This is a genomic window from Streptomyces sp. NPDC049627 (genome assembly GCF_044465645.1).
In the GTDB taxonomy this organism is placed as follows: Bacteria; Actinomycetota; Actinomycetes; order Streptomycetales; family Streptomycetaceae; genus Streptomyces.
Window position 1 is genome coordinate 252,600 of the sequence record NZ_JBITLW010000007.1, and the last position, 22,941, is coordinate 275,540.

Here is a 22,941-nt window from a genome sequence, read left to right on the forward strand (position 1 = left end):
GCATGAAGATCAAGAAGGGCGACCTGGTCCAGGTCATCACCGGCAAGGACAAGGGCAAGCAGGGCAAGGTCATTGCCGCTTACCCGCGCGACGAGCGCGTCCTGGTCGAGGGTGTCAACCGGGTCAAGAAGCACACCAAGGCCGGTCCGACCGCTCGCGGTTCCCAGGCCGGCGGCATCGTGACCACCGAGGCGCCGATCCACGTCTCCAACGTCCAGCTGGTCGTTGAGAAGGACGGCAACAAGGTCGTCACGCGTGTCGGCTACCGCTTCGACGAAGAGGGCAACAAGATCCGCGTTGCCAAGCGGACGGGTGAGGACATCTGATGGCTACCACCACCACTCCGCGTCTGAAGACGAAGTACCGCGAGGAGATCGCGGGCAAGCTGCGTGACGAGTTCAAGTACGAGAACGTCATGCAGGTTCCCGGCCTCGTCAAGATCGTGGTCAACATGGGTGTCGGCGACGCCGCCCGTGACTCGAAGCTGATCGAGGGCGCGATCCGCGACCTGACCACCATCACCGGTCAGAAGCCGGCCGTCACCAAGGCCCGCAAGTCCATCGCGCAGTTCAAGCTGCGTGAGGGCCAGCCGATCGGTGCCCACGTCACGCTCCGTGGCGACCGCATGTGGGAGTTCCTGGACCGCACCCTGTCGCTCGCGCTCCCGCGCATCCGCGACTTCCGTGGTCTGTCCCCCAAGCAGTTCGACGGCCGTGGCAACTACACCTTCGGTCTCACGGAGCAGGTCATGTTCCACGAGATCGACCAGGACAAGATCGACCGTACCCGGGGCATGGACATCACCGTGGTCACCACGGCGACCAACGACGCTGAGGGCCGCGCGCTCCTTCGTCACCTCGGCTTCCCGTTCAAGGAGGCGTGAGCGAGATGGCGAAGAAGGCTCTGATTGCCAAGGCTGCTCGCAAGCCCAAGTTCGGTGTGCGTGGCTACACCCGCTGCCAGCGCTGCGGCCGTCCGCACTCCGTGTACCGCAAGTTCGGCCTGTGCCGCGTGTGCCTTCGTGAGATGGCTCACCGTGGCGAGCTGCCGGGCGTGACCAAGAGCTCCTGGTAATCCCCGTTATCTAGGGATTCCGGAAGCTCTCGGTAAGCATCTGGGTGGACAGGGGCCCACCCCCGCATGGCTTAGGCTTGTGGGGTTGGGCGCCTGTCGCGCCCGTACGACTTACTACGCCGTAGGTCCACCGCGCCGCACCCGTCCCGTCTCGGATCGGGGAGAGGGATGGCGCACCAGGAAACCCCGGCGAGAGAGGCCGAAGGCCAATTCATGACCATGACTGATCCGATCGCAGACATGCTTACGCGTCTGCGGAACGCGAACTCGGCGTACCACGACACCGTGGCGATGCCGCACTCGAAGATCAAGTCGCACATCGCGGAGATCCTCCAGCAGGAGGGCTTCATCACGGGCTGGAAGGTCGAGGACGCCGAGGTCGGCAAGAACCTCGTTCTCGAGCTGAAGTTCGGCCCGAACCGTGAGCGCTCCATCGCGGGCATCAAGCGGATCTCCAAGCCCGGTCTCCGGGTGTACGCGAAGTCCACCAACCTGCCGAAGGTGCTCGGCGGCCTCGGCGTGGCGATCATCTCCACGTCGCACGGGCTCCTCACCGACAAGCAGGCCGGCAAGAAGGGCGTAGGCGGAGAAGTTCTCGCCTACGTCTGGTAGCAGAAGGGAACGGAGGAAACAGCTATGTCGCGCATCGGCAAGCTCCCCATCGCGGTTCCCGCCGGCGTGGACGTCACCATCGACGGCCGTACGGTCAAGGTCAAGGGCCCCAAGGGCGAGCTGACCCACACCGTCTCGGCGCCGATCGAGGTCGTCAAGGGCGAGGACAACACCCTGCAGGTGACCCGCCCGAACGACGAGCGTCAGAACAAGGCCCTGCACGGCCTGTCCCGCACGCTGGTGGCGAACATGATCACCGGCGTGACCCAGGGTTACGTGAAGAAGCTCGAGATCAGCGGTGTCGGTTACCGCGTGACCGCCAAGGGCTCGAACCTCGAGTTCGCGCTCGGTTACAGCCACCCGATCCTGGTCGAGGCCCCCGAGGGCATCACCTTCAAGGTCGAGGCTCCGACCCGTTTCTCGGTCGAGGGCATCGACAAGCAGAAGGTCGGCGAGGTCGCGGCCAACATCCGCAAGCTGCGCAAGCCCGACCCGTACAAGGCCAAGGGCGTCAAGTACGAGGGCGAAGTCATCCGCCGCAAGGTCGGAAAGGCGGGTAAGTAAGCCATGGCATACGGGCAGAAGATTCTCAAGGGCGACGCCTACAAGCGCGCCGCGATCAAGCGCCGTCACATCCGGATCCGCAAGCGGATCAACGGTACGGCGGAGCGTCCGCGTCTGGTCGTTACCCGCTCCAACCGCCACATCGTGGCCCAGGTGATCGACGACCTCAAGGGTCACACCCTTGCGTCGGCGTCGACCCTGGACGCCTCGGTCCGCGGTGGCGAGGGCGACAAGTCCGCGCAGGCCAAGCAGGTCGGCGCCCTGGTCGCCGAGCGTGCCAAGGCCGCCGGTGTCGAGGCCGTCGTATTCGACCGTGGTGGTAACCAGTACGCCGGGCGCATCGCCGCTCTGGCGGACGCCGCCCGCGAGGCCGGACTCAAGTTCTGAGTCCTGGTTCCGTAGCTAGCGGAGACAGAGAGAGGTAATTCCAATGGCTGGACCCCAGCGCCGCGGTGGCGGTGCCGGTGGCGGCGAGCGGCGGGACCGGAAGGGCCGTGACGGCGGCGCAGCTGCCGCCGAGAAGACCGCGTACGTTGAGCGCGTTGTCGCGATCAACCGCGTCGCCAAGGTTGTGAAGGGTGGTCGTCGCTTCAGCTTCACCGCGCTGGTCGTGGTGGGCGACGGTGACGGCACCGTGGGTGTCGGTTACGGCAAGGCCAAGGAGGTGCCGGCCGCCATCGCCAAGGGCGTTGAGGAGGCCAAGAAGCACTTCTTCAAGGTCCCCCGTATCCAGGGCACCATCCCGCACCCCATCCAGGGTGAGAAGGCTGCCGGCGTCGTGCTGCTCAAGCCCGCGTCCCCCGGTACCGGTGTTATCGCCGGTGGTCCGGTGCGCGCCGTGCTCGAGTGCGCCGGTATCCACGACGTGCTGTCGAAGTCGCTCGGCTCCGACAACGCGATCAACATCGTGCACGCGACCGTGGAGGCCCTGAAGGGCCTGCAGCGTCCCGAGGAGATCGCGGCCCGCCGTGGTCTGCCGCTCGAGGACGTCGCCCCCGCGGCTCTTCTCCGTGCGCGTGCCGGGGCGGGTGCGTAATCATGGCGCAGCTCAAGATCACGCAGGTCAAGTCCTACATCGGCAGCAAGCAGAACCACCGTGACACCCTGCGCTCCCTTGGTCTCAAGGGCATCAACACGCAGGTCGTCAAGGAGGACCGCCCCGAGTTCCGCGGCATGGTGCACACCGTCCGCCACCTCGTGACGGTCGAGGAGGTCGACTGATCATGGCGGAGCAGAACCCGCTCAAGATCCACAACCTCCGTCCCGCCCCGGGCGCCAAGACCGCCAAGACCCGTGTCGGTCGTGGTGAGGCGTCGAAGGGTAAGACGGCCGGTCGTGGTACGAAGGGTACGAAGGCCCGTTACCAGGTTCCGGAGCGCTTCGAGGGTGGCCAGATGCCCCTCCACATGCGCCTTCCGAAGCTGAAGGGCTTCAAGAACCCGTTCAAGACCGAGTACCAGGTCGTGAACCTCGACAAGCTGGCCGCGCTGTACCCCGAGGGTGGCGAGGTCACCGTCGAGGGCCTGGTGGCCAAGGGTGCCGTTCGCAAGAACAGCCTCGTCAAGGTCCTCGGCCAGGGCGAGATCTCCGTGGCGCTGCAGGTGACGGTCGACGCCGTCTCCGGCTCCGCCAAGGAGAAGATCACCGCCGCCGGCGGCAGCGTCACCGAGCTCGTCTGAACCCATCAGGCGTCTCGATGACTTGAGCGATCCCGACCGGGGATACCCCACAAATGGGGTATCCCCGGTTGGTCGTTCCAAGGGGGGCGGTCTCGCGGGTAAGGTGGCCTGCACTGCCCACTTTTACCGAGTGCTTCGTATGAGGCACTCTGAGCGGCAGTTGACCGTTAGCTAAGTCGTTCCTATTAGTCGAACCTCAAGACCGTCACCCTTGACGCAGTTGCGCGGGGGTCGCAGGAGGCACCGTGCTCACCGCGTTCGCCCGGGCGTTCAGGACGCCCGACCTGCGCAAGAAGCTGCTCTTCACGCTCGGCATCATCGTGATCTACCGGGTCGGTACGCACATTCCGATCCCCGGCGTCGACTACAGGGCCGTCCAGGTCTGCATCGATCAGGCGCAGACCAACCAGGGTCTCTTCGGTCTGGTCAACATGTTCAGCGGCGGCGCGCTGCTGCAGATCACGATCTTCGCGCTCGGCATCATGCCGTACATCACGGCGAGCATCATCCTTCAGCTGCTGACCGTCGTCATTCCGCGCCTGGAAGCCCTCAAGAAGGAGGGTCAGGCCGGTACGACGAAGATCACCCAGTACACCCGTTACCTGACGGTGGCGCTCGCCATCCTTCAGGGCACCGGTCTGGTGGCCACTGCCCGCAGCGGCTCGCTGTTCCAGAACTGCCCGGCGGCCGGCCAGATCGTGCCGGACCGCTCGATCTTCACCACCATCGTCATGGTCATCACCATGACCGCCGGTACGGCCGTCGTCATGTGGCTCGGTGAGCTCATCACCGACCGCGGCATCGGCAACGGCATGTCGATCCTGATGTTCATCTCGATCGCCGCGACCTTCCCGTCCGCGCTGTGGGCCATCAAGCAGCAGGGTGACCTCGCGGGCGGCTGGATCGAGTTCGGCACCGTCATCGCCGTCGGCCTGTTCATGGTCGGCCTGGTGGTCTTCGTCGAGCAGGCCCAGCGTCGTATTCCGGTGCAGTACGCCAAGCGCATGATCGGCCGCCGTTCCTACGGTGGTACGTCGACGTACATCCCGCTCAAGGTGAACCAGGCGGGTGTGATTCCCGTCATCTTCGCTTCGTCGCTGCTCTACATTCCGGCGCTGATCGTGCAGTTCTCGAACTCTCCCGAGTCCGGCTGGGCGACCTGGATCACAAAGAACCTGGCCGACACGGCGGCGCCGGTTCACATCACTCTCTACTTCTTCCTGATTGTCTTCTTCGCGTTCTTCTACGTGGCCATCTCGTTCAACCCCGAGGAAGTCGCGGACAACATGAAGAAGTATGGTGGCTTCATCCCGGGCATCCGGGCTGGCCGACCGACCGCTGAGTACCTTTCCTATGTGCTCAACCGGATCACCTGGCCGGGTTCGCTGTATCTGGGGCTGATCGCTCTCGTACCGACGATGGCGTTGGCAGGGTTTGGGGCAAACTCGAACTTCCCGTTCGGCGGGACCAGCATCCTGATCATCGTGGGTGTCGGTCTCGAGACCGTGAAGCAGATCGAGAGCCAGCTTCAGCAGCGCAATTACGAAGGGTTCCTCCGCTGATGCGAATCGTCCTCGTCGGGCCGCCGGGTGCCGGAAAGGGAACGCAGGCCGCGTTCCTGGCCAAGAACCTGTCGATCCCGCACATCTCCACGGGCGACCTGTTCCGAGCCAACATCAGCCAGCAGACGGAGCTCGGGAAGCTCGCGAAGTCCTACATGGACGCGGGCAACCTGGTGCCGGACGAGGTCACCATCGGGATGGCCAAGGACCGCATGGAGCAGCCGGACGCCGAGGGCGGCTTCCTGCTGGACGGCTTCCCCCGCAATGTGTCCCAGGCCGAGGCGCTGGACGAGATGCTCCAGTCCGAGAGCATGAAGCTGGACGCGGTACTCGACCTCGAGGTCCCCGAGGAAGAGGTCGTCAAGCGGATCGCCGGGCGGCGGATCTGCCGCAAGGACTCCAGCCACGTCTTCCACGTCACGTACAGCCGGCCGAAGCAGGAAGGCGTCTGCGACGCCTGCGGCGGCGAGCTGTACCAGCGCGACGACGACTCCGAGGAGACCGTCCGCAAGCGGCTGGAGGTCTACCACACGCAGACCGAGCCGATCATCGACTACTACAAGGCGCAGGGACTGGTGGTCACCATCTCCGCGCTGGGCAAGGTCGAAGAAGTCACGGCCCGCGCCATGGAGGCGCTGCAGCGTGACGAGGACGGCAAGTAGGAGCGTTCAGGCTCGTACGCAGCTGTACGTAGCTCAGGCCGCGGTTCCCGGTGAGGGGGCCGCGGCTGCTGCGTGGGGTGGGGTGTGCCGCCTCCACCCTTATGGTTGAAGCAGTCGTCCCTGCCCCGCCCGTCCGTCCAGACCGTCCGACAGCCCGAGAAAGGCGCCCGTCCCCATGGTGCAGATCAAGTCCCCCGAGCAGATCGCCAAGATGCGTGAGGCGGGGCTGGTCGTCGCCGCCATTCACGCGGCCACGCGTGAGGTCGCGGTGCCCGGGGCCAGCACCAAGGACCTGGACGAGGTCGCCCGCAAGGTGCTCGCGGAGCACGGCGCCAAGTCGAACTTCCTCGGCTACGGCGGGTTCCCCGCGACGATCTGCACCTCCGTGAACGACGTCGTCGTCCATGGCATCCCGTCCGAGGACGTCGTCCTCAAGGACGGTGACATCATCTCCATCGACTGCGGCGCCGTCATCGACGGCTGGCACGGCGACGCCGCCTACACCGCGTTCGTGGGCTCCGGCCACGCTCCGGAGCTGATCGAGCTCTCCCGGGTGACCGAGGAGTCGATGTGGGCCGGTATCGCGGCGATGAAGCAGGGCAATCGTCTGGTCGACGTCTCCCGTGCCATCGAGACGTACATCCGCCGGCAGCCGAAGCCGGGCGGTGGTCGCTACGGGATCATCGAGGACTACGGCGGCCATGGCATCGGCACCGAGATGCACATGGACCCGCATCTGCTGAACTACGTCGACCGGCGGCGGGGGAAGGGGCCGAAGCTGGTTCCCGGGTTCTGCCTGGCGATCGAGCCGATGGTGTCCCTGGGCACGCCGAAGACGGAGGTCCTGTCGGACGACTGGACCGTGATCACGACGGACGGCACGTGGTCCTCCCACTGGGAGCACTCGGTCGCGCTGACCGAGGAGGGGCCGCTTGTGCTGACGGCTCCCGATGGTGGTAAGGCGAAGCTGGCCGAGTACGGGGTCGTTGCCGCGCCGGATCCCTTGGGCTGACATCGCCTAAGGGGGAGCGGGTTTCTCTTGTCCTGCGGCTGCGGACCGGTGGGGGCTGGTCGCGCAGTTCCCCGCGCCCCTGGGTTGGCTGCGCTTACGGATCTTCCAAGTGGGGCAGGCTTCCCCGATTCGTCTTTCCGGGGGCGCTGACGTAGACTGACTCGTCGGCTCTCGTGCACCCGCATGTCCGCATGCGCCCGTAAGGGACGCAAGGGAGTCGATCAAGGTAGTCGATTCCGAAGGGCGAAGCGTGGCCAAGAAGCAAGGTGCCATCGAGATCGAGGGCACTGTCGTCGAGTCTCTGCCGAACGCCATGTTCAAGGTCGAGCTCCAGAACGGCCACCAGGTCCTGGCACACATCAGCGGCAAGATGCGCATGCACTACATCCGCATCCTCCCTGACGACCGGGTCGTGGTGGAGCTGTCTCCGTACGACCTGACGCGTGGCCGGATCGTCTACCGGTACAAGTAGATCTTGCCCGCGCCCCGGCCTCGCCGGGGTGATGGCACTGACCCGGAGAACCTCACCCAATGAAGGTCAAGCCGAGCGTCAAGAAGATCTGCGACAAGTGCAGGGTGATCCGCCGTCACGGTCGGGTCATGGTCATCTGCGAGAACCCGCGCCACAAGCAGCGCCAGGGCTGACGCACGACCGATCCCTCTGCACCTCTATCGCAGAGTTTTCGCGCGACGCGAGCTGAATATGTTCATACGCAGGATCCAGACGGACGAGCGTCCGCCTGACACCCCCGGTTCGGAGGCCGGGGACCCAGTTCGTACCTGGTACGGCGGCTGGGAGTCGGTTCTGCGGAAGACCTCCGAAGATCACCAGGAGCCATTGAATGGCACGCGTTTCCGGTGTTGACATCCCGCGCGACAAGCGCGTGGAGGTCGCCCTCACCTACGTGTTCGGCATCGGCCGGACCCTTTCGCAGCAGACGCTGGCCGCGACCGGCGTCGACCCGAACACCCGCGTTCGCGACCTCTCCGAGGAGCAGCTCGTCGCGATCCGCGAGTACGTGGACAACAACATCAGGACCGAGGGTGACCTCCGTCGTGAGATCCAGGCCGACATCCGCCGCAAGGTCGAGATCGGCTGCTACCAGGGTCTGCGTCACCGTCGCGGTCTGCCCGTCCGCGGTCAGCGCACCAGCACGAACGCCCGTACCCGCAAGGGCCCGCGTCGCGCCATCGCCGGCAAGAAGAAGCCGGGCAAGAAGTAGTCCTCAGCGGACAACGCTTCATCAGCGGTCTTCGCTGTAGGACCGACCACCTCCCCGTAGGAGTTAGTAGATGCCCCCCAAGGGACGTCAGGGCGCTGCCAAGAAGGTGCGCCGCAAGGAAAAGAAGAACGTCGCTCACGGCCACGCGCACATCAAGAGCACGTTCAACAACACGATCGTCTCCATCACGGACCCGTCCGGCAACGTGATCTCCTGGGCCTCCGCCGGCCACGTCGGCTTCAAGGGCTCCCGGAAGTCCACGCCGTTCGCCGCGCAGATGGCCGCCGAGTCGGCTGCCCGCCGCGCCCAGGAGCACGGCATGCGCAAGGTCGACGTGTTCGTCAAGGGCCCGGGCTCCGGTCGTGAGACCGCGATCCGCTCCCTGCAGGCCACGGGCCTCGAGGTCGGCTCCATCCAGGACGTCACCCCGACCCCGCACAACGGCTGCCGTCCGCCGAAGCGTCGTCGCGTCTGACGTACGGCTGCTTCGAGCAGGCTTGGTTTCGGGCGGTACGGCTCTTCAGGGCCGTATCGCCCGTACCCTTGCAGTACCCGCGCTTTTCACCGGGCGCGGTTTCCGTCGGACGTCAAATAGCGGGCGTCCACGAAAGAAGGATCTGATCCACACATGCTGATCGCTCAGCGTCCCTCGTTGACCGAAGAGGTCGTCGACGAGTTCCGCTCCCGGTTCGTGATCGAGCCGCTGGAGCCGGGCTTCGGCTACACCCTCGGCAACTCCCTCCGCCGCACCCTCCTGTCGTCGATCCCCGGCGCTGCTGTCACCAGCATCCGCATCGACGGCGTCCTGCACGAGTTCACCACCGTGCCGGGCGTCAAGGAGGACGTCACCGACCTGATCCTCAACATCAAGCAGCTGGTCGTCTCCTCGGAGCACGACGAGCCGGTCGTGATGTACCTGCGCAAGCAGGGCCCGGGTCTGGTCACCGCCGCCGACATCGCGCCCCCGGCCGGTGTCGAGGTGCACAACCCCGACCTCGTCCTCGCCACGCTCAACGGCAAGGGCAAGCTGGAGATGGAGCTGACGGTCGAGCGCGGCCGCGGTTACGTCTCCGCCGTGCAGAACAAGCAGGTGGGCCAGGAGATCGGCCGGATCCCGGTCGACTCCATCTACAGCCCCGTGCTGAAGGTCACGTACAAGGTCGAGGCCACGCGTGTCGAGCAGCGCACCGACTTCGACAAGCTGATCGTCGACGTCGAGACCAAGCAGGCCATGCGTCCGCGTGACGCCATGGCGTCGGCCGGCAAGACCCTGGTCGAGCTGTTCGGTCTGGCGCGCGAGCTCAACATCGACGCCGAGGGCATCGACATGGGCCCGTCCCCGACGGACGCCGCCCTTGCCGCCGACCTGGCGCTGCCGATCGAGGAGCTCGAGCTCACCGTTCGGTCGTACAACTGCCTCAAGCGCGAGGGCATCCACTCCGTGGGTGAGCTCGTGGCTCGTTCCGAGGCCGACCTGCTCGACATTCGTAACTTCGGTGCGAAGTCGATCGACGAGGTCAAGGCGAAGCTGGCCGGCATGGGCCTGGCCCTGAAGGACAGCCCGCCCGGATTCGACCCGACCGCCGCCGCCGACGCCTTCGGCGCCGACGACGACGCGGACGCGGGTTTCGTGGAGACCGAGCAGTACTGACGTACTGACCGGTCGTTGCCGGTGAGCATCCGCTCATCGGGTTCCTGACCCCGGTACCTGACACGGCCGGGGCAGACACACAGGAGAAAGAACATGCCGAAGCCCACCAAGGGTGCCCGTCTGGGCGGCAGCGCCGCGCACGAGAAGCTGCTCCTCGCGAACCTCGCGAAGGCGCTGTTCGAGCACGGCCGTATCACCACCACCGAGGCGAAGGCCCGCCGCCTTCGTCCGTACGCCGAGCGTCTGGTCACCAAGGCGAAGAAGGGCGACCTTCACAACCGCCGTCAGGTGCTCCAGGTCATCACGGACAAGAGCGTCGTCCACACGCTCTTCACCGAGATCGGCCCGCGGTACGAGAACCGTCCCGGTGGCTACACCCGTATCACCAAGATCGGTAACCGCCGTGGCGACAACGCGCCCATGGCTGTCATCGAGCTGGTCGAGGCGCTGACGGTTGCGCAGCAGGCCACGGGTGAGGCCGAGGCCGCCACCAAGCGTGCCGCCAAGGACGCCGAGGTCGCTGAGGCCAAGGTCGACACGACCAAGGCGGACGACGAGGCTGCGGCCGAGGAGTCGAAGGACGCCTAAGCGTTCTGCCGGGGGCTGTGCGTTTGCGGCTGCGGCGCCGTCGTGGTTGCTCGCGCAGTTCCCCGCGCCCCTTTAGGGCGTTTGCGGGCCCGTTCCCTTTCGAGGGGCGGGCCCGCTTTTGTGTACCTGAGAGGATCTGTACGTGAGTGATGAAGTCGCACCCGGTTACGTCCGTGTCCGTCTCGACCTGTCCTATGACGGCACCGCATTCCACGGGTGGGCCAAGCAGGCCGGTGGTAAGCGGACCGTGCAGGGGGAGATCGAGGATGCCCTGCGGACTGTCACACGGTCCGGGGGCACCACGTACGAGTTGACCGTGGCCGGGCGGACGGACGCCGGCGTGCATGCGCGGGGGCAGGTCGCGCATGTCGATCTGCCGGAGGCGGTCTGGCGGGAGCACCACGAGAAGCTGCTCAAGCGGCTTGCCGGGCGGTTGCCCAAGGATGTGCGGGTGTGGGCCCTCAGGGAGGCGCCCAGTGGGTTCAACGCCCGGTTCTCGGCCGTCTGGCGGCGGTATGCGTATCGCGTCACCGACAATCCCGGCGGTGTCGACCCGCTGCTGCGGGGTCACGTCCTCTGGCACGACTGGCCCCTCGACGTGGACGCCATGAACGAGGCGGCGCGCGGGCTGCTCGGGGAGCACGACTTCGCCGCCTACTGCAAGAAGCGGGAGGGGGCCACCACGATTCGTACGCTGCAGGAGCTGAGCCTGGTCCGGGGGGACGACGGGATCATCACGGCCACCGTGCGGGCCGACGCCTTCTGCCACAACATGGTGCGCTCTCTCATCGGGGCGCTGCTGTTCGTGGGGGACGGGCACCGGCCCGCCGACTGGCCGGGCAAGGTGCTTGCCGCCGGGGTCAGGGACTCCGCGGTACATGTCGTACGGCCGCACGGGCTGACGCTCGAAGAGGTCGGTTACCCCGCCGACGAGTTGCTCGCCGCGCGGAACAAGGAGGCGCGAAACCGGCGATCCCTGCCCGGGACGTCCGGATGCGCGACTTGTTAGTCACCTGACATGTGAAGGTGGACGGCGCTCATGTCGGGGACTTGCGATGTGCCGAGGAGGCGCTGCAACGCGCCGTCCTCCTGCTGCATCTCACCGAGTGGCCGCAGTTCCGGGAGATCGACCCGGTGCGGGCCCGGGCGCTGGGAAGGCCCATGCCCGTTGGGGAGAGGCCCCGGCCGGGGCTCCCAGGGGAGGGAAAGAGAAAGCCATGACGGGACACCCGGGCGTACCGGTCACCGTGGTCATGCCGACGTACAACGAGGCCGCGAACCTGCCGCGGATGGCCGAACTGGTGCTCGGGCTGCCGGTCGACGGGCTGCACCTGAAGATCGTCGACGACTCCAGCCCGGACGGCACCGGGCGGATCGCCGAGGAGCTGGCCGAGAAGTACAACGCCGACCGGCCCGCCGGCCGGCGCCGGATGAGCGTGCTGCACCGTACCGAGAAGGACGGTCTGGGGCGGGCGTACGTCGCGGGCATGACCGCCGCGCTGGAGGAGGGCGCCGCCTACGTCGTCCAGATGGACGCCGACGGCAGCCACCCGGCGGAGGCGGTGCCGCGGATGCTGGGCACGGCGGTGGCCTCGGGGGTGGGCCTGGTCGTCGGCAGCCGGTACGTCGAGGGCGGCTCGCTGGACGAGGACTGGCGCGTGCACCGAGTCCTGCTGTCCCGGTTCGCCAACCGGTACGCCCGGGCCGTGCTGGGCACGAAGATCCGGGACCTTACGGCCGGCTTCAACCTCTGGTCGGCGGCGACCCTGCGGGACGTGGACCTGGCCACCCTGGACAGCGCCGGCTACAGCTTCCAGGTCGAACTGAAGTACAAGGCCGTACGGGCCGGGCACAGTGCCGTGGAGATCCCGATCCGCTTCGAGGAGCGGACCGAGGGTGTGTCGAAGATGACGCTGAGGACGCAGCTGGAGTCGGCGGTCGTGCCGATCCGGCTGCGCCTGAAGCACAGGTGAGCCCGCGGTCGGCGGCCGACTACTCGTTGGCCGCCGCCGACGCCTGCGCCGCGCCCCGCTTGTAGATCTGATCCCGCGTGAAACTCTTCAGGTTCTCGCTGACCTCGAAGACGTTCGTGTCCTTCTTCGTCACGTCCTTGCCGTTGGTGAAGCCGTTGATGGTGAAGTAGGCGTAACGGCCGTAGGCGTTGACGGTGGAGAGGCAGACGGCGGCGGTGCAGTGGTCCTTGACGCCCTGGCCGGAGAGCGACCTGATGATGTCCCTCTTGGTGTTGACCGTGCCCGCCACCTTGGCGGCCTGCGCCGAGGTGTCGAAAACGGCCACGCCGATCGTCGCCGCGATGCCGTCCTTGGTGTACGAGACGCGCATCAGGCGGGTGCAGCCGTTGTCCGTGAGGATCTTCGGGAGCTGGCCCTTGGAGACCGCGGAACAGTTCTTCGTGTCGTCCGTCGGGCCCTTCTTGTACACCGTGTCGCCCGCCGTCAGCTGCTTGCCCGGGAAGAGGCTGTCAGCGCCGAGCGGGGCGGTGTCCTTGCTCTTGCTGGAGATGAAGTCCAGCGGATCCAGCGGCGGCGGCGCGCTCGTCGACTCGAACGACGGTGCCGCGCCGGTGGTCCGGCCCGGCAGGTCCGCGGTCGCGGGGAGTCCCGAAGCCGGTTTGTCCTGGCCGGAGTTGTCGTTCGCCGACACCACGGCCACGGCCACCGCGGTACCGATGGCGACGGTGGCGAGTGCGCCGCCGCCGATGAACAGCAGCCGGCGCCGCTTGTTGCGCGACTCGGAGGCCTCGGCGAGCGCTGCCCAGTCAGGGGTTTGGTCGGCGCCGTCGTTCCACGGCTGCTGGGAATGCGGTTTCCAGGGATCCCACTGGGACTGGGGTCCCCCCTGCTGCCCGTAGCTCATGGGGCGCATCTTAGACGGGGTCGTGGGTGTGCCGCTCCGCCTCAAGAGGCCCATGGGCCCCTAGCGTTCAGTCGATGAGCGAGTACAAAAGCGACATCTCCGGGTGGTTGGTGCGACGGGCGACCTGGCATCTGTGGGTGGTGCTCGTGGCTGTGCTGGGGGCGCTGGTGGCTCGTACGGCACGGGTGACCCCGGACGGAGGGATGGACAACGCGATCGTCGTGCGGGCGGCGCGGGTCTGGCTGGCCGGGGGATCGCCGTATGACGACCCCCACTTCCTCTATCTGCCGAGCGCGGTGCTGGCGGCGGCTCCTCAGGTCTTGGTGCCGCGGGGGGTGCTCGGTGTGCTGGTGCCGGTCGTGGTGACCGGGTGTCTGGTGGGGGGCTGGGTGTGTGCGCTGCGTCTGCACGGTGTCGATGTGCGCAGCCGCTTCGCGGTCCTCGGTCTGACCGGGCTCGCCGTCGGGTTCGCGCCCTTCGCCCACCTTGTTCTGCTGGGCAATTGGACGGCTGCGGCGGTGTTCGCCCTGCCGTTGGGGCTGTTGCTGGCCGGGCGGGGGCGGTGGGTGTGGGCGGGGGTGGTGTTCGGGGCGGCGGTCGCGTTGAAGCCGTTGCTGGCGCCGCTGGGGCTGCTGTTCGTCTTCGCGGGGCGGTGGCGGGGGCTGGTGGCGATGGTCGGGGTGCCGGTGGTGGTGTCGGCGGGGGCGGCGCTGGTGTTGCCGGATCCTGCGGGGTTCGTCACCCGCACGCTGCCGTTTCTGCTGCGTGGCGACGACGGGTTCGTGCGGCTGTATGAGGCGTCGCCGGGGGCGGTGCTGCCGCGGGTGGGGGTGCCGGGGGTGGTGGCCGCCGGTGTCGGGTGGGTCGCTGCGGGGGCGGGGGTCGGGTGTGCTTGGTGGCGGTGGCGGTGGCCGGGTGGGGGTGGCGGTGGTGCCGGGGCGCTGAGGCTGGCGGAGACGGCGGCGATGCTGATGCTTTCGGCGTTCCTGGTCTCCAGGCCGTCGTACGACCACTATCTGCTGGTCGTCGTGCCGCTGCTGGTGGCGGGGTTGCCGTGCGAGGGGGCGGCGGCGCGGGGGGTCTGGTTCTGGCTGGCGTTCGTGCCGCAGCTGCCTGGGGTGAGCTGGCCCCTTCTGGAGGCGGTGCAGCGGCGGGCCTTCAAGGATGCGGTCACGCTGTGTGTCCTGGCGGTGACGCTGGCCGTCCACTGCATCCGCTCCGGCCGGGCTTTCTCGCCCCCGCCGCCCCTACCCTTCCCGTCCTCCAGGGGCGCTGCCCCTTCGACCCCGCTGGGGGCTGCCGCCCCCAGACCCCCGCTCCGGCCCTGAAGGGGCCTCGTCCTCAAACGCCGGACGGGCTGGTTGACGCGGGCCGGCGACGCGAGGTGACCGGCCTCCGGCGGGTGGGTGGGGGCTAGGGGTGGTGCGGGTTCGTTCTCGAACGCTGGACGGGCTGGAAGGCGCGGGCGGTGTCGAGGATCAAGTGCCGGACGGGCTGAGATACCCTGCCCGGCGTACAGCAGGAGCGGGTCGTAGGCGACCCGTTTTGACCCGGCCGTGGCGCCGCAGGTATCCTGCATGTTCGTTGTGTATTGGCTTGCTCATTCTCACGGGACGGGCCCTTACACCGGTCCACCGGGCCGATGACCAGCGACCCCATGTACGCGGTATGCGTCGCCGCCATGCGGTCAAGGCTGTCGTGATCGTTTCGGTGACCTTGTCAGGACCATTCACTCGAAGCGAAGGCTACGAACCGTGCGTACGTACAGCCCCAAGCCCGGCGATGTGACGCGCCAGTGGCACGTCATTGACGCTCAGGACGTCGTCCTGGGCCGTCTCGCCTCCACCGCCGCCACCCTTCTGCGGGGCAAGCACAAGCCGATCTACGCGCCGCACGTCGACGCTGGTGACTTCGTCATCATCATCAACGCCGACAAGGTGCACCTGTCCGGCAACAAGCGGACCCAGAAGATGGCGTACCGCCACTCCGGTTACCCGGGTGGTCTGCGCTCCGTCCGTTACGACGAGCTGCTCGACAAGAACCCCGAGAAGGCCATCGAGAAGGCCGTCAAGGGCATGCTCCCCAAGAACACTCTGGGCCGTCAGATGCTCTCGAAGCTGAAGGTCTACAAGGGTGACCAGCACCCGCACGGCGCGCAGCAGCCGCAGCCGTACGAGATCACCCAGGTCGCGCAGTAAGTCCGGCCACCCCCTAAGACTGAAGAGAATCTGAGGAGAATCGTGGCCGAGACCACTGCCGAGCAGCCGCTCGAAGAGCTTGACATCGACAGCTACACCACCGAGTCCGAGGTTCCGGTGGAGGGTGAGTACACCTCCGAGTCCCTCGCCTCGCGCTTCGGTGAGCCCCAGCCCGCCGCCGGTCTGGGTCGTCGTAAGAACGCCATTGCGCGCGTTCGCATTGTGCCGGGTTCCGGCAAGTGGAAGATCAACGGGCGGACGCTCGAGGACTACTTCCCGAACAAGGTGCACCAGCAGGAGGTCAACGAGCCGTTCAAGGTTCTTGAGCTCGAGGGTCGCTACGACGTCATCGCCCGCATCGCCGGTGGCGGTGTCTCCGGCCAGGCCGGTGCGCTCCGTCTCGGTGTCGCCCGCGCCCTGAACGAGGCCGACGTCGACAACAACCGCGGCCCGCTGAAGAAGGCCGGCTTCCTCAAGCGCGACGACCGTGCGGTCGAGCGCAAGAAGGCCGGTCTGAAGAAGGCCCGCAAGGCCCCGCAGTACAGCAAGCGCTAATCGCTCGCTGCCTCTGCTGGTACTCCGGTACTCCGAACGCCCCGGCGGCACGCCACAGTGCCGCCGGGGCGTTCGTTTTATCCCCGGGCTCAGGCGTATAACGGCACAAGACGCTCACACGCTCGGATGCTCAGGCGTTCAAAGGCTTGTGTGATCCGATGGCCCGGGCATGGAATGCCTGGAAGCGGGAGCCCCCGGCGACATGCGACACAGCGCACGCCGGCTCCGCTTTCGGAACTGATGTTTCCTCAGGAGGACAAGTGGGACGACTCTTCGGCACGGACGGCGTGCGCGGCGTCGCCAATGCGGATCTGACGGCCGAGATGGCGCTCGGTCTGTCCGTGGCGGCGGCGCACGTACTGGCCGAGGCGGGCACCTTCGAGGGCCACCGGCCGACAGCGGTGGTCGGGCGGGACCCGCGTGCGTCCGGGGAGTTCCTGGAGGCGGCCGTGGTGGCCGGCCTGGCGAGCGCGGGTGTCGATGTACTGCGGGTCGGCGTGCTGCCGACGCCCGCGGTGGCCTTTCTCACCGGCTCGCTCGGCGCCGACCTCGGCGTCATGCTCTCCGCCAGCCACAACGCCATGCCCGACAACGGCATCAAGTTCTTCGCCCGGGGCGGCCACAAGCTCGCCGACGAGCTGGAGGACCGGATCGAGACCGTCTACGACGAGCACCGGCACGGCGAGCCGTGGGAGCGGCCGACCGGCGCGGCCGTCGGGCGGGTGCGGTCGTACGACGCGGGGTTCGAGGAGTACGTCGCCCACCTCCTCGGCGTGCTGCCCAACCGGCTGGACGGGCTGAAGATCGTCCTCGACGAGGCGCACGGCGCCGCGGCGGGCGTGTCGCCGGAGGCCTTCTCGCGGGCCGGGGCCGAGGTCGTCACCATCGGTGCCGAACCGGACGGGCTCAACATCAACGACGGCTGCGGGTCCACCCACCTCGACAAGCTGAAAGCCGCCGTCATCGAGCACGGTGCCGCCCTCGGTATCGCGCACGACGGTGACGCCGACCGTTGCCTCGCCGTGGACCACACCGGCGACGAGGTGGACGGGGACCAGATCCTCGCCGTGCTCGCGCTGGCGATGCGGGAGCGGTCCGAGCTGCGGTCCGACACCGTGGTGGCGACCGTGATGTCCAACCTCGGTTTCAAGCTGGCCATGGAGCGCGAGGGCATCGCGCTGGTGCAGACCGCCGTCGGTGACCGGTATGTGCTGGAGGAGATGAAGGAGCGCGGGTTCGCCCTCGGGGGCGAGCAGTCCGGGCACGTCATCATCCTCGATCACGCCACGACCGGTGACGGCACGCTGACGGGGCTGCTGCTGGCGGCCCGGGTCGCGCAGACCGGTCGTACGCTCAAGGACCTCGCCTCGGTCATGGAGCGGCTGCCGCAGGTGCTGATCAATGTGCCGGACGTGGACAAGGCGCGGGTGAAGACGTCGGCCGACCTTGCGGCCGCCGTTGCCGACGCGGAGCGCGAACTGGGCTCGACGGGGCGGGTGTTGCTGCGGCCGTCGGGTACGGAACCGCTGGTGCGGGTGATGGTCGAGGCGGCCGACATCGATCAGGCCCGGTCCGTCGCCGGGCGGCTGGCCGATGCGGTGAAGTCGGCGCTGGGTTAGTCCGCCGGCGTACGTCACTCGTCACTTGAACGTACGTACAAGGAGTGCGCGGCCGATCACTGGTTGTTTCACTTTCGTCGAGGGGGGCTCTGCGTGGCGCCCTGCCTCGACGAAAGAGAGACGCACAGCATGAAGATCGTGAGCAGCACCCTGACACGAGCGGCCGTGCCGGTCCTGGCCGCCGGTCTCCTCGTCCCCGCGTTCGCCACCCCGGCCGTGGCTCAGACCCCTGGCTCCACCGCGTTCCGTGTGTTCGGCAATGTCGGGCTCAGTGCCCGGGCCGGTTTCGCGAACAATGTGACGGCCACCATCGTCGGCACCAACCTGAGGCTCATGGACAGCACGGGCGTCGCGGCAGGACCGGGTTGCACTCAGGTGGACTTCTTCAATGTCAACTGCCCCCTCCCCGTCAGCCGGCTCTCGGTCGGGCTGGGTGACGGGGGTGACCAATTCCATGGGACGGGCATCGGGATCCGGACCGTCGTCGATGCCGGATCCGGCGCCGACCTCGTGGAGACAGGCAGCGGCAACGACACGATCGGGGTGGACGACGACGTGCCCGGCAACGACATCGTGTCCACCTGCGGCCTCGGCTCCGACGTGGTGTTCGCCAACCCCGGTGACGTGATCGGCACCGGTTGCGAAGCGCGTTACCTCTCCTAGACGCCGCCTGCCTTCGCCGCACGCTCGCGCTGCCTGGCCCAGAGCCACTTCTGGGCCAGGAGCGTGAGGGTGCCGGCCAGGATGATGCCCAGGAGGTTCAGGAGCAGCTGGCCCGTCGAGAGCCAGGTCTGCTTGGCGTCGCCGTAGATCAGGGCCACCGCCGCGTTGGCGGCGGCCGGGACCGTCGTCACCGAGATGGCGACGCCGACCAGGGCGCCGGACTTGGCGGACGTCAGGGAGAGGGTGCCGGCGGCGCCGGCGAGTACCGCCACGACGAAGGAGAACCAGTCCGGGGCGTAGATGAAGCCCGTGTTGGGACGTTCGCTCTCCAGCTGGGCCTCGGTGAACAGGCCGACGGCGTCCATGAAGAGGCTGAAGCCCACGGTCACCGCCATCGCCACCGCGAATCCCACCAGCAGTGCGATCAGCGAGCGCAGCGCGAGGCGTGGTGCCCGCTGCACGATGGCCGTGCAGATACCCGCCAGCGGTCCGAACTCCGGGCCGACCGCCATCGCGCCCACGATCAGGATCGCGTTGTCGAGCACGACACCGCACGCCGCGATCATCGTGGCGAGCGTGATGAAGGCGAGGTAGGTGACGGAGAGGGTCGACTCCTCGTGCGTCGCGTCCGTCAGGTGCTCCCAGAGCACCGCGTCCGCGCCCTCGCCCGGAGCCTCCGCCTCGGCCTTGTCGGCGCGCTTGGACAGCGACAGGTCGATGGTCTCCACGGCGATGGAGCCGAGCTCGTCGAGGCCCAACCGCTGCAGCCCGGTGAGGAGTTCGTCACCGGCCTCGCGCGCCACGTCGCACAGCACCAGGTCGCCGACGGGGTTGCGGGCGGCGCCCGGCAGGACGGCGAGGTGGGTCGTACCGACCGTCTTCTCGATGAGGCGGACCACGTCGTCGGTCTTGTCGGCCGGAGTGATCAGGCGCAGATGCAGCATGGCGCCTTTTCTAGCAGGCCCGCGTTTCATTGCCGGACGTGCGTCGTGGCCTTACAGCTTGCGCAGGCTCAGCCGCTGCACCTTGTGGTCCGGGCCCTTGCGCAGCACGAGGGTGGCCCGGCCGCGGGTGGGGGCGATGTTCTCCACCAGGTTGGGCTTGTTGATGGTGCGCCAGAGGGTGCGGGCGTAGTCGAGGGCCTCTTCCTCCGACACCTGGGTGTACTTGCGGAAGTACGAGTCCGGCTTCTGGAAGGCGGTCTGGCGCAGCTTCTTGAAGCGGTTGAGGTACCAGCGCTCGATGTCCTCGGCGCTCGCGTCGACGTACACGCTGAAGTCGAAGTAGTCGGCGAGGCCGACCCTGGTGCGGCCGTCCTTGCCGGGGAGGGCGGGCTGGAGGACGTTCAGGCCCTCGACGATCAGGATGTCCGGGCGGCGGACCGTGAGCCGCCGGTCAGGGACGATGTCGTAGATCAGGTGGGAGTAGACGGGGGCCGTGACCTCGTCCTTGCCCGCCTTGATGTCGGCGACGAAGCGGGTGAGCGCGCGGCGGTCGTAGGACTCGGGGAAACCTTTCCGTGACATCAGCCCGCGGGCCTGGAGTTCCCTGGTGGGGAGCAGGAAGCCGTCCGTCGTCACCAGCTCGACGCGCGGGTGCTCGGGCCAGCGGGAGAGCAGGGCCTGCAGGAGGCGGGCGACCGTGGACTTTCCTACGGCGACGGAGCCGGCGACTCCTATGACGAACGGGGTGCCCGACTGGGAGCCCTGTTCGCCGAGGAAGGTGTTCAGCGCGCCTCTGAGGCCGTCCGTGGCGCCGACGTAGAGATTGAGCAGGCGGGAGAGCGGCAGGTAGATGTCGCGGACCTCGTCGAGGTCGATGACGTCGCCGAGACCGCGCAGCTTCTCGACCTCCTCCGCGGTGAGCGGCAGGGGGGTCTTGTCGCGCAGGGCGCTCCACTCGGCGCGGGTGAGGTCGACGTAGGGAGTCGCCTCCGGCCGCTGCCGGTGGGCGCTCCGGGGCATCGAGGAGACCGGAGAGATCACAGTCCATTGTTACGGGAGGACGAACGGACTGTGGCGTGGCATCCGTCACGCGGTGCCGTACGTCACGCTCCCCTTGCCGCGTCCTCGATGGCTCGGCCCGTCATCTCGATGACGACCGCATCCGGCTGGAACCCGGCGGGAAGGTGGGAGCGTTCCGCTGCCCGGCAGAGGAACGAGCCGCCTCTCGGACCGATGACGACCGCTTCGAGCCGGGTGACGAGTTCGGCAGGGATGTCGAGGATGCCGCCGACGGACGGCCGCCCGACCCGGATGCCGTCCTCAACGACACCGTCCAGGCAGTCGATCGCATACGGGCGGGCTTCGGGCAAGTGCGCCGCTGAGCGTTCGTACTGCGGCGGGAATTTCCGAAATCGGGCACGCTTCGGCCGTTTCCGTACGGAGTTCGGTCGTAGGCTGCCCCGCATGTGCGGAATCGTGGGATACGTGGGGTCGCAGTCGGCGCTCGAGATCGTGATGGCCGGACTGAAGCGGCTGGAGTACCGGGGGTACGACTCGGCGGGGGTGGCCGTGCTGGCGGACGGGGGGCTGGCCGGGGCCAAGAAGGCGGGGAAGCTGGGGAACCTGGAGAAGGAGCTGGCCGAGCGGCCGCTGCCGACCGGGACCACGGGCATCGGGCACACGCGGTGGGCCACGCACGGGGGGCCGACGGATGCCAACGCCCATCCGCATCTCGACAACGCCGGGCGCGTCGCCGTCGTGCACAACGGGATCATCGAGAACTTCGCCGGGCTGCGGGCCGAGCTGGAGGAGCGGGGGCATCAGCTGGTCTCCGAGACCGACACCGAGGTCGTCGCTCATCTGCTGGCCGAGGAGTTCTCTTCCTGCGACGACCTCGCCGAGGCCATGCGGCTCGTGTGCCGGCGGCTGGAGGGGGCCTTCACGCTTGTTGCGGTGCATGCCGACGAGCCGGATGTGGTCGTCGGTGCGCGGCGGAACTCGCCGCTGGTGGTGGGCGTTGGGGAGGGTGAGGCCTTTCTCGCCTCGGACGTCGCCGCGTTCATCGCCCATACGCGGTCGGCGATCGAGCTGGGGCAGGACCAGGTCGTGGAGCTGCGGCGGGACGCGGTGACCGTCACCGGGTTCGACGGGCGGCCGGCGGATGTGCGGTCGTATCGCGTCGACTGGGATGCGGCCGCCGCGGAAAAGGGGGGTTATGACTACTTCATGCTCAAGGAGATCGCCGAGCAGCCCAAGGCGGTCGCCGATACGTTGCTGGGGCGCATCGACGCCGCCGGCTCACTGACGCTGGACGAGGTCCGGATCGGCGCCTCCGAGCTGCGGGAGGTCGACAAGATCGTCGTCATTGCCTGCGGTACGGCCTTTCACGCCGGGTTGATCGCCAAGTACGCCATCGAGCACTGGACGCGGATTCCGTGCGAGGTGGAGCTGGCCAGCGAGTTCCGGTACCGGGACCCGATCCTCGATCAGCAGACCCTCGTCATCGCCATCTCCCAGTCCGGCGAGACCATGGACACCCTCATGGCGCTCCGGCACGCCCGTGAGCAGGGCGCCAAGGTGCTGGCCATCTGCAACACCAACGGGTCGACGATTCCGCGGGAGTCGGACGCGGTGCTTTACACGCATGCCGGGCCGGAGGTGGCCGTCGCGTCCACCAAGGCGTTTCTGACCCAGCTCGTGGCCTGTTATCTCGTCGCGCTGTACCTGGGGCAGGTGCGGGGCACCAAGTGGGGCGACGAGATCGGTGCCGTCATTCGGGATCTGTCGCAGATCTCGGGTGAGGTCGAGCGGGTGCTGGAGACCATGGAGCCGGTGCGGGAGCTGGCGCGCGGGCTTGCTTCGAAGAACACGGTGCTGTTCCTCGGGCGGCACGTGGGGTATCCGGTCGCCCTGGAGGGGGCGCTGAAGCTCAAGGAACTCGCCTATATGCATGCTGAGGGCTTCGCGGCGGGGGAGTTGAAGCACGGGCCGATCGCTCTGATCGAGGACGATCTGCCGGTGGTCGTGGTGGTGCCGTCGCCTCGGGGGCGGTCGGTCCTGCACGACAAGATCGTCTCGAACATCCAGGAGATCCGGGCTCGGGGTGCGCGGACGATCGTGATCGCGGAGGAGGGGGACGAGGCGGTGGTGCCGTATGCGGATCACTTGATCTGGATTCCGGCCACGCCGACCTTGTTGCAGCCGCTGGTGGCCACGGTGCCGCTTCAGGTCTTCGCGTGCGAGCTGGCCACCGCCCGTGGGAATGAGGTGGATCAGCCTCGGAACCTGGCGAAGTCGGTGACGGTGGAGTGAGGTGACGGGGGAGGGGGTGACGGAGGAGTGAGTCGGCTTCGGTTCGTCGAGGATTCCGGCCACGCCGACCTTGTTGCAGCCGCTGGTGGCCACGGTGCCGCTTCAGGTCTTCGCGTGCGAGCTGGCCACCGCCCGTGGGAATGAGG

Annotated in this window: 30 protein-coding genes; 26 read left to right on the top strand and 4 right to left on the bottom strand. The window is 67.7% G+C overall.

Annotated features, from left to right (window positions below; all coding sequences use genetic code 11):
* Positions 1 to 2 precede the first annotated feature (2 nt).
* From rplX to ACIBU0_RS20910, 20 genes are all read left to right on the top strand, one after another.
* Positions 3 to 326, top strand: coding sequence for a 50S ribosomal protein L24 (rplX, locus tag ACIBU0_RS20815; RefSeq protein WP_269661072.1), 324 nt, complete (start codon positions 3 to 5; stop codon positions 324 to 326).
* Positions 326 to 883: a 50S ribosomal protein L5 gene (gene rplE, locus ACIBU0_RS20820; protein ID WP_015658460.1), complete on the top strand. Its 558-nt coding sequence runs from the start codon at positions 326 to 328 to the stop codon at positions 881 to 883. Before rplX ends, rplE begins: the two co-directional genes overlap by 1 nt.
* A gap of 5 nt (positions 884 to 888) precedes the next feature.
* The gene (locus tag ACIBU0_RS20825) at positions 889 to 1,074 is read left to right on the top strand and encodes a type Z 30S ribosomal protein S14 (protein ID WP_003948630.1); all 186 of its coding nucleotides are present in this window, start codon (positions 889 to 891) and stop codon (positions 1,072 to 1,074) included.
* Positions 1,075 to 1,287: 213 nt separating this feature from the next.
* Complete coding sequence (gene rpsH / locus ACIBU0_RS20830; RefSeq protein ID WP_015658459.1) at positions 1,288 to 1,686, top strand: 30S ribosomal protein S8; 399 nt, start codon at positions 1,288 to 1,290, stop codon at positions 1,684 to 1,686.
* 24 nt (positions 1,687 to 1,710) lie between these two features.
* Positions 1,711 to 2,250, top strand: coding sequence for a 50S ribosomal protein L6 (gene rplF / locus ACIBU0_RS20835; RefSeq protein ID WP_398820260.1), 540 nt, complete (start codon positions 1,711 to 1,713; stop codon positions 2,248 to 2,250).
* A gap of 3 nt (positions 2,251 to 2,253) precedes the next feature.
* Positions 2,254 to 2,637, top strand: coding sequence for a 50S ribosomal protein L18 (gene rplR, locus ACIBU0_RS20840; protein WP_134040835.1), 384 nt, complete (start codon positions 2,254 to 2,256; stop codon positions 2,635 to 2,637).
* Between the two features lie 43 nt (positions 2,638 to 2,680).
* Positions 2,681 to 3,286, top strand: coding sequence for a 30S ribosomal protein S5 (rpsE, locus tag ACIBU0_RS20845; protein WP_009190144.1), 606 nt, complete (start codon positions 2,681 to 2,683; stop codon positions 3,284 to 3,286).
* Between the two features lie 2 nt (positions 3,287 to 3,288).
* Positions 3,289 to 3,471, top strand: a complete 183-nt coding sequence (gene rpmD / locus ACIBU0_RS20850; protein WP_003974250.1) for a 50S ribosomal protein L30 — start codon at positions 3,289 to 3,291, stop codon at positions 3,469 to 3,471.
* A 2-nt stretch (positions 3,472 to 3,473) separates the two neighbouring features.
* Positions 3,474 to 3,929 (top strand): 50S ribosomal protein L15, encoded by a 456-nt coding sequence (rplO, locus tag ACIBU0_RS20855; RefSeq protein WP_019753100.1) that lies wholly within the window; start codon positions 3,474 to 3,476, stop codon positions 3,927 to 3,929.
* Between the two features lie 245 nt (positions 3,930 to 4,174).
* On the top strand, positions 4,175 to 5,491 hold the full coding sequence (gene secY / locus ACIBU0_RS20860; RefSeq protein WP_398820264.1) for a preprotein translocase subunit SecY: 1,317 nt from the start codon (positions 4,175 to 4,177) through the stop codon (positions 5,489 to 5,491).
* Positions 5,491 to 6,153: an adenylate kinase gene (locus tag ACIBU0_RS20865; protein WP_398820267.1), complete on the top strand. Its 663-nt coding sequence runs from the start codon at positions 5,491 to 5,493 to the stop codon at positions 6,151 to 6,153. Before secY ends, ACIBU0_RS20865 begins: the two co-directional genes overlap by 1 nt.
* Positions 6,154 to 6,328: 175 nt before the next feature.
* The gene (gene map, locus ACIBU0_RS20870; RefSeq protein ID WP_398820269.1) at positions 6,329 to 7,165 is read left to right on the top strand and encodes a type I methionyl aminopeptidase; all 837 of its coding nucleotides are present in this window, start codon (positions 6,329 to 6,331) and stop codon (positions 7,163 to 7,165) included.
* A gap of 250 nt (positions 7,166 to 7,415) precedes the next feature.
* Positions 7,416 to 7,637 carry a translation initiation factor IF-1 gene (infA, locus tag ACIBU0_RS20875; RefSeq protein ID WP_003948620.1) on the top strand — a complete coding sequence of 74 codons (222 nt, stop codon included), beginning with the start codon at positions 7,416 to 7,418 and terminating at the stop codon, positions 7,635 to 7,637.
* A 59-nt stretch (positions 7,638 to 7,696) separates the two neighbouring features.
* Complete coding sequence (rpmJ, locus tag ACIBU0_RS20880; RefSeq protein WP_003998809.1) at positions 7,697 to 7,810, top strand: 50S ribosomal protein L36; 114 nt, start codon at positions 7,697 to 7,699, stop codon at positions 7,808 to 7,810.
* Between the two features lie 197 nt (positions 7,811 to 8,007).
* Positions 8,008 to 8,388: a 30S ribosomal protein S13 gene (gene rpsM / locus ACIBU0_RS20885; protein WP_019753104.1), complete on the top strand. Its 381-nt coding sequence runs from the start codon at positions 8,008 to 8,010 to the stop codon at positions 8,386 to 8,388.
* 70 nt (positions 8,389 to 8,458) lie between these two features.
* Positions 8,459 to 8,863: a 30S ribosomal protein S11 gene (rpsK, locus tag ACIBU0_RS20890; RefSeq protein ID WP_003956432.1), complete on the top strand. Its 405-nt coding sequence runs from the start codon at positions 8,459 to 8,461 to the stop codon at positions 8,861 to 8,863.
* 153 nt (positions 8,864 to 9,016) lie between these two features.
* Positions 9,017 to 10,039, top strand: coding sequence for a DNA-directed RNA polymerase subunit alpha (locus tag ACIBU0_RS20895; RefSeq protein ID WP_003966937.1), 1,023 nt, complete (start codon positions 9,017 to 9,019; stop codon positions 10,037 to 10,039).
* 93 nt (positions 10,040 to 10,132) lie between these two features.
* On the top strand, positions 10,133 to 10,627 hold the full coding sequence (gene rplQ / locus ACIBU0_RS20900) for a 50S ribosomal protein L17 (RefSeq protein WP_398820273.1): 495 nt from the start codon (positions 10,133 to 10,135) through the stop codon (positions 10,625 to 10,627).
* A 142-nt stretch (positions 10,628 to 10,769) separates the two neighbouring features.
* On the top strand, positions 10,770 to 11,636 hold the full coding sequence (truA, locus tag ACIBU0_RS20905) for a tRNA pseudouridine(38-40) synthase TruA (RefSeq protein WP_398820275.1): 867 nt from the start codon (positions 10,770 to 10,772) through the stop codon (positions 11,634 to 11,636).
* A 208-nt stretch (positions 11,637 to 11,844) separates the two neighbouring features.
* Positions 11,845 to 12,600 (top strand): polyprenol monophosphomannose synthase, encoded by a 756-nt coding sequence (locus ACIBU0_RS20910; protein ID WP_398820278.1) that lies wholly within the window; start codon positions 11,845 to 11,847, stop codon positions 12,598 to 12,600.
* A 19-nt stretch (positions 12,601 to 12,619) separates the two neighbouring features.
* On the opposite strand, the gene ACIBU0_RS20915 is transcribed toward ACIBU0_RS20910, so the two are convergent.
* Complete coding sequence (locus ACIBU0_RS20915) at positions 12,620 to 13,504, bottom strand: hypothetical protein (RefSeq protein WP_398820280.1); 885 nt, start codon at positions 13,502 to 13,504, stop codon at positions 12,620 to 12,622.
* A gap of 74 nt (positions 13,505 to 13,578) precedes the next feature.
* Between ACIBU0_RS20915 and ACIBU0_RS20920 the strand changes: the two genes are divergently transcribed.
* The 5 genes from ACIBU0_RS20920 (at position 13,579) to ACIBU0_RS20940 (ending at position 18,539) form a co-directional block, all read left to right on the top strand.
* Positions 13,579 to 14,832: a glycosyltransferase 87 family protein gene (locus ACIBU0_RS20920; protein WP_398820282.1), complete on the top strand. Its 1,254-nt coding sequence runs from the start codon at positions 13,579 to 13,581 to the stop codon at positions 14,830 to 14,832.
* A 426-nt stretch (positions 14,833 to 15,258) separates the two neighbouring features.
* Positions 15,259 to 15,702, top strand: a complete 444-nt coding sequence (rplM, locus tag ACIBU0_RS20925) for a 50S ribosomal protein L13 (protein WP_019754543.1) — start codon at positions 15,259 to 15,261, stop codon at positions 15,700 to 15,702.
* A 42-nt stretch (positions 15,703 to 15,744) separates the two neighbouring features.
* A complete protein-coding gene (rpsI, locus tag ACIBU0_RS20930; RefSeq protein WP_093905249.1) occupies positions 15,745 to 16,257 on the top strand; it encodes a 30S ribosomal protein S9 in 513 nt (170 codons plus the stop codon).
* Between the two features lie 260 nt (positions 16,258 to 16,517).
* Complete coding sequence (gene glmM / locus ACIBU0_RS20935; protein WP_398820287.1) at positions 16,518 to 17,876, top strand: phosphoglucosamine mutase; 1,359 nt, start codon at positions 16,518 to 16,520, stop codon at positions 17,874 to 17,876.
* A gap of 138 nt (positions 17,877 to 18,014) precedes the next feature.
* Complete coding sequence (locus ACIBU0_RS20940; RefSeq protein WP_398820289.1) at positions 18,015 to 18,539, top strand: hypothetical protein; 525 nt, start codon at positions 18,015 to 18,017, stop codon at positions 18,537 to 18,539.
* On the opposite strand, the gene ACIBU0_RS20945 is transcribed toward ACIBU0_RS20940, so the two are convergent.
* The 3 genes from ACIBU0_RS20945 to ACIBU0_RS20955 form a co-directional block, all read right to left on the bottom strand.
* The gene (locus tag ACIBU0_RS20945; RefSeq protein ID WP_398820292.1) at positions 18,536 to 19,483 is read right to left on the bottom strand and encodes a DUF389 domain-containing protein; all 948 of its coding nucleotides are present in this window, start codon (positions 19,481 to 19,483) and stop codon (positions 18,536 to 18,538) included. The two genes, ACIBU0_RS20940 and ACIBU0_RS20945, sit on opposite strands and share 4 nt — an antisense overlap.
* A 51-nt stretch (positions 19,484 to 19,534) precedes the next feature.
* The gene (gene coaA, locus ACIBU0_RS20950; RefSeq protein ID WP_398820295.1) at positions 19,535 to 20,503 is read right to left on the bottom strand and encodes a type I pantothenate kinase; all 969 of its coding nucleotides are present in this window, start codon (positions 20,501 to 20,503) and stop codon (positions 19,535 to 19,537) included.
* Positions 20,504 to 20,586: 83 nt separating this feature from the next.
* Positions 20,587 to 20,853: a hypothetical protein gene (locus tag ACIBU0_RS20955; protein WP_398820298.1), complete on the bottom strand. Its 267-nt coding sequence runs from the start codon at positions 20,851 to 20,853 to the stop codon at positions 20,587 to 20,589.
* Positions 20,854 to 20,947: 94 nt separating this feature from the next.
* Here ACIBU0_RS20955 and glmS point away from each other — a divergent pair, with 94 nt between their 5' ends.
* Positions 20,948 to 22,795: a glutamine--fructose-6-phosphate transaminase (isomerizing) gene (glmS, locus tag ACIBU0_RS20960; RefSeq protein ID WP_398820301.1), complete on the top strand. Its 1,848-nt coding sequence runs from the start codon at positions 20,948 to 20,950 to the stop codon at positions 22,793 to 22,795.
* The last annotated feature ends 146 nt before the right edge of the window (positions 22,796 to 22,941 follow it).

What these genes read in the sequence shown, in the direction of transcription:
- ACIBU0_RS20920 (WP_398820282.1), top strand. Translation starts at nt 13,579, where the DNA reads ATGAGCGAGTACAAAAGCGACATCTCCGGGTGGTTGGTGCGACGGGCG.
- rpmD (WP_003974250.1), top strand. Translation starts at nt 3,289, where the DNA reads ATGGCGCAGCTCAAGATCACGCAGGTCAAGTCCTACATCGGCAGCAAG.
- rpmJ (WP_003998809.1), top strand. Translation starts at nt 7,697, where the DNA reads ATGAAGGTCAAGCCGAGCGTCAAGAAGATCTGCGACAAGTGCAGGGTG.
- ACIBU0_RS20865 (WP_398820267.1), top strand. Translation starts at nt 5,491, where the DNA reads ATGCGAATCGTCCTCGTCGGGCCGCCGGGTGCCGGAAAGGGAACGCAG.
- rplO (WP_019753100.1), top strand. Translation starts at nt 3,474, where the DNA reads ATGGCGGAGCAGAACCCGCTCAAGATCCACAACCTCCGTCCCGCCCCG.
- rpsE (WP_009190144.1), top strand. Translation starts at nt 2,681, where the DNA reads ATGGCTGGACCCCAGCGCCGCGGTGGCGGTGCCGGTGGCGGCGAGCGG.
- coaA (WP_398820295.1), bottom strand. Translation starts at nt 20,503, where the DNA reads ATGCCCCGGAGCGCCCACCGGCAGCGGCCGGAGGCGACTCCCTACGTC.
- rplE (WP_015658460.1), top strand. Translation starts at nt 326, where the DNA reads ATGGCTACCACCACCACTCCGCGTCTGAAGACGAAGTACCGCGAGGAG.
- rplQ (WP_398820273.1), top strand. Translation starts at nt 10,133, where the DNA reads ATGCCGAAGCCCACCAAGGGTGCCCGTCTGGGCGGCAGCGCCGCGCAC.
- ACIBU0_RS20910 (WP_398820278.1), top strand. Translation starts at nt 11,845, where the DNA reads ATGACGGGACACCCGGGCGTACCGGTCACCGTGGTCATGCCGACGTAC.
- ACIBU0_RS20825 (WP_003948630.1), top strand. Translation starts at nt 889, where the DNA reads ATGGCGAAGAAGGCTCTGATTGCCAAGGCTGCTCGCAAGCCCAAGTTC.
- ACIBU0_RS20945 (WP_398820292.1), bottom strand. Translation starts at nt 19,483, where the DNA reads ATGCTGCATCTGCGCCTGATCACTCCGGCCGACAAGACCGACGACGTG.
- ACIBU0_RS20895 (WP_003966937.1), top strand. Translation starts at nt 9,017, where the DNA reads ATGCTGATCGCTCAGCGTCCCTCGTTGACCGAAGAGGTCGTCGACGAG.
- rpsK (WP_003956432.1), top strand. Translation starts at nt 8,459, where the DNA reads ATGCCCCCCAAGGGACGTCAGGGCGCTGCCAAGAAGGTGCGCCGCAAG.
- rplX (WP_269661072.1), top strand. Translation starts at nt 3, where the DNA reads ATGAAGATCAAGAAGGGCGACCTGGTCCAGGTCATCACCGGCAAGGAC.
- ACIBU0_RS20915 (WP_398820280.1), bottom strand. Translation starts at nt 13,504, where the DNA reads ATGAGCTACGGGCAGCAGGGGGGACCCCAGTCCCAGTGGGATCCCTGG.
- rpsH (WP_015658459.1), top strand. Translation starts at nt 1,288, where the DNA reads ATGACCATGACTGATCCGATCGCAGACATGCTTACGCGTCTGCGGAAC.
- glmS (WP_398820301.1), top strand. Translation starts at nt 20,948, where the DNA reads ATGTGCGGAATCGTGGGATACGTGGGGTCGCAGTCGGCGCTCGAGATC.
- rpsM (WP_019753104.1), top strand. Translation starts at nt 8,008, where the DNA reads ATGGCACGCGTTTCCGGTGTTGACATCCCGCGCGACAAGCGCGTGGAG.
- map (WP_398820269.1), top strand. Translation starts at nt 6,329, where the DNA reads ATGGTGCAGATCAAGTCCCCCGAGCAGATCGCCAAGATGCGTGAGGCG.
- rplR (WP_134040835.1), top strand. Translation starts at nt 2,254, where the DNA reads ATGGCATACGGGCAGAAGATTCTCAAGGGCGACGCCTACAAGCGCGCC.
- rplF (WP_398820260.1), top strand. Translation starts at nt 1,711, where the DNA reads ATGTCGCGCATCGGCAAGCTCCCCATCGCGGTTCCCGCCGGCGTGGAC.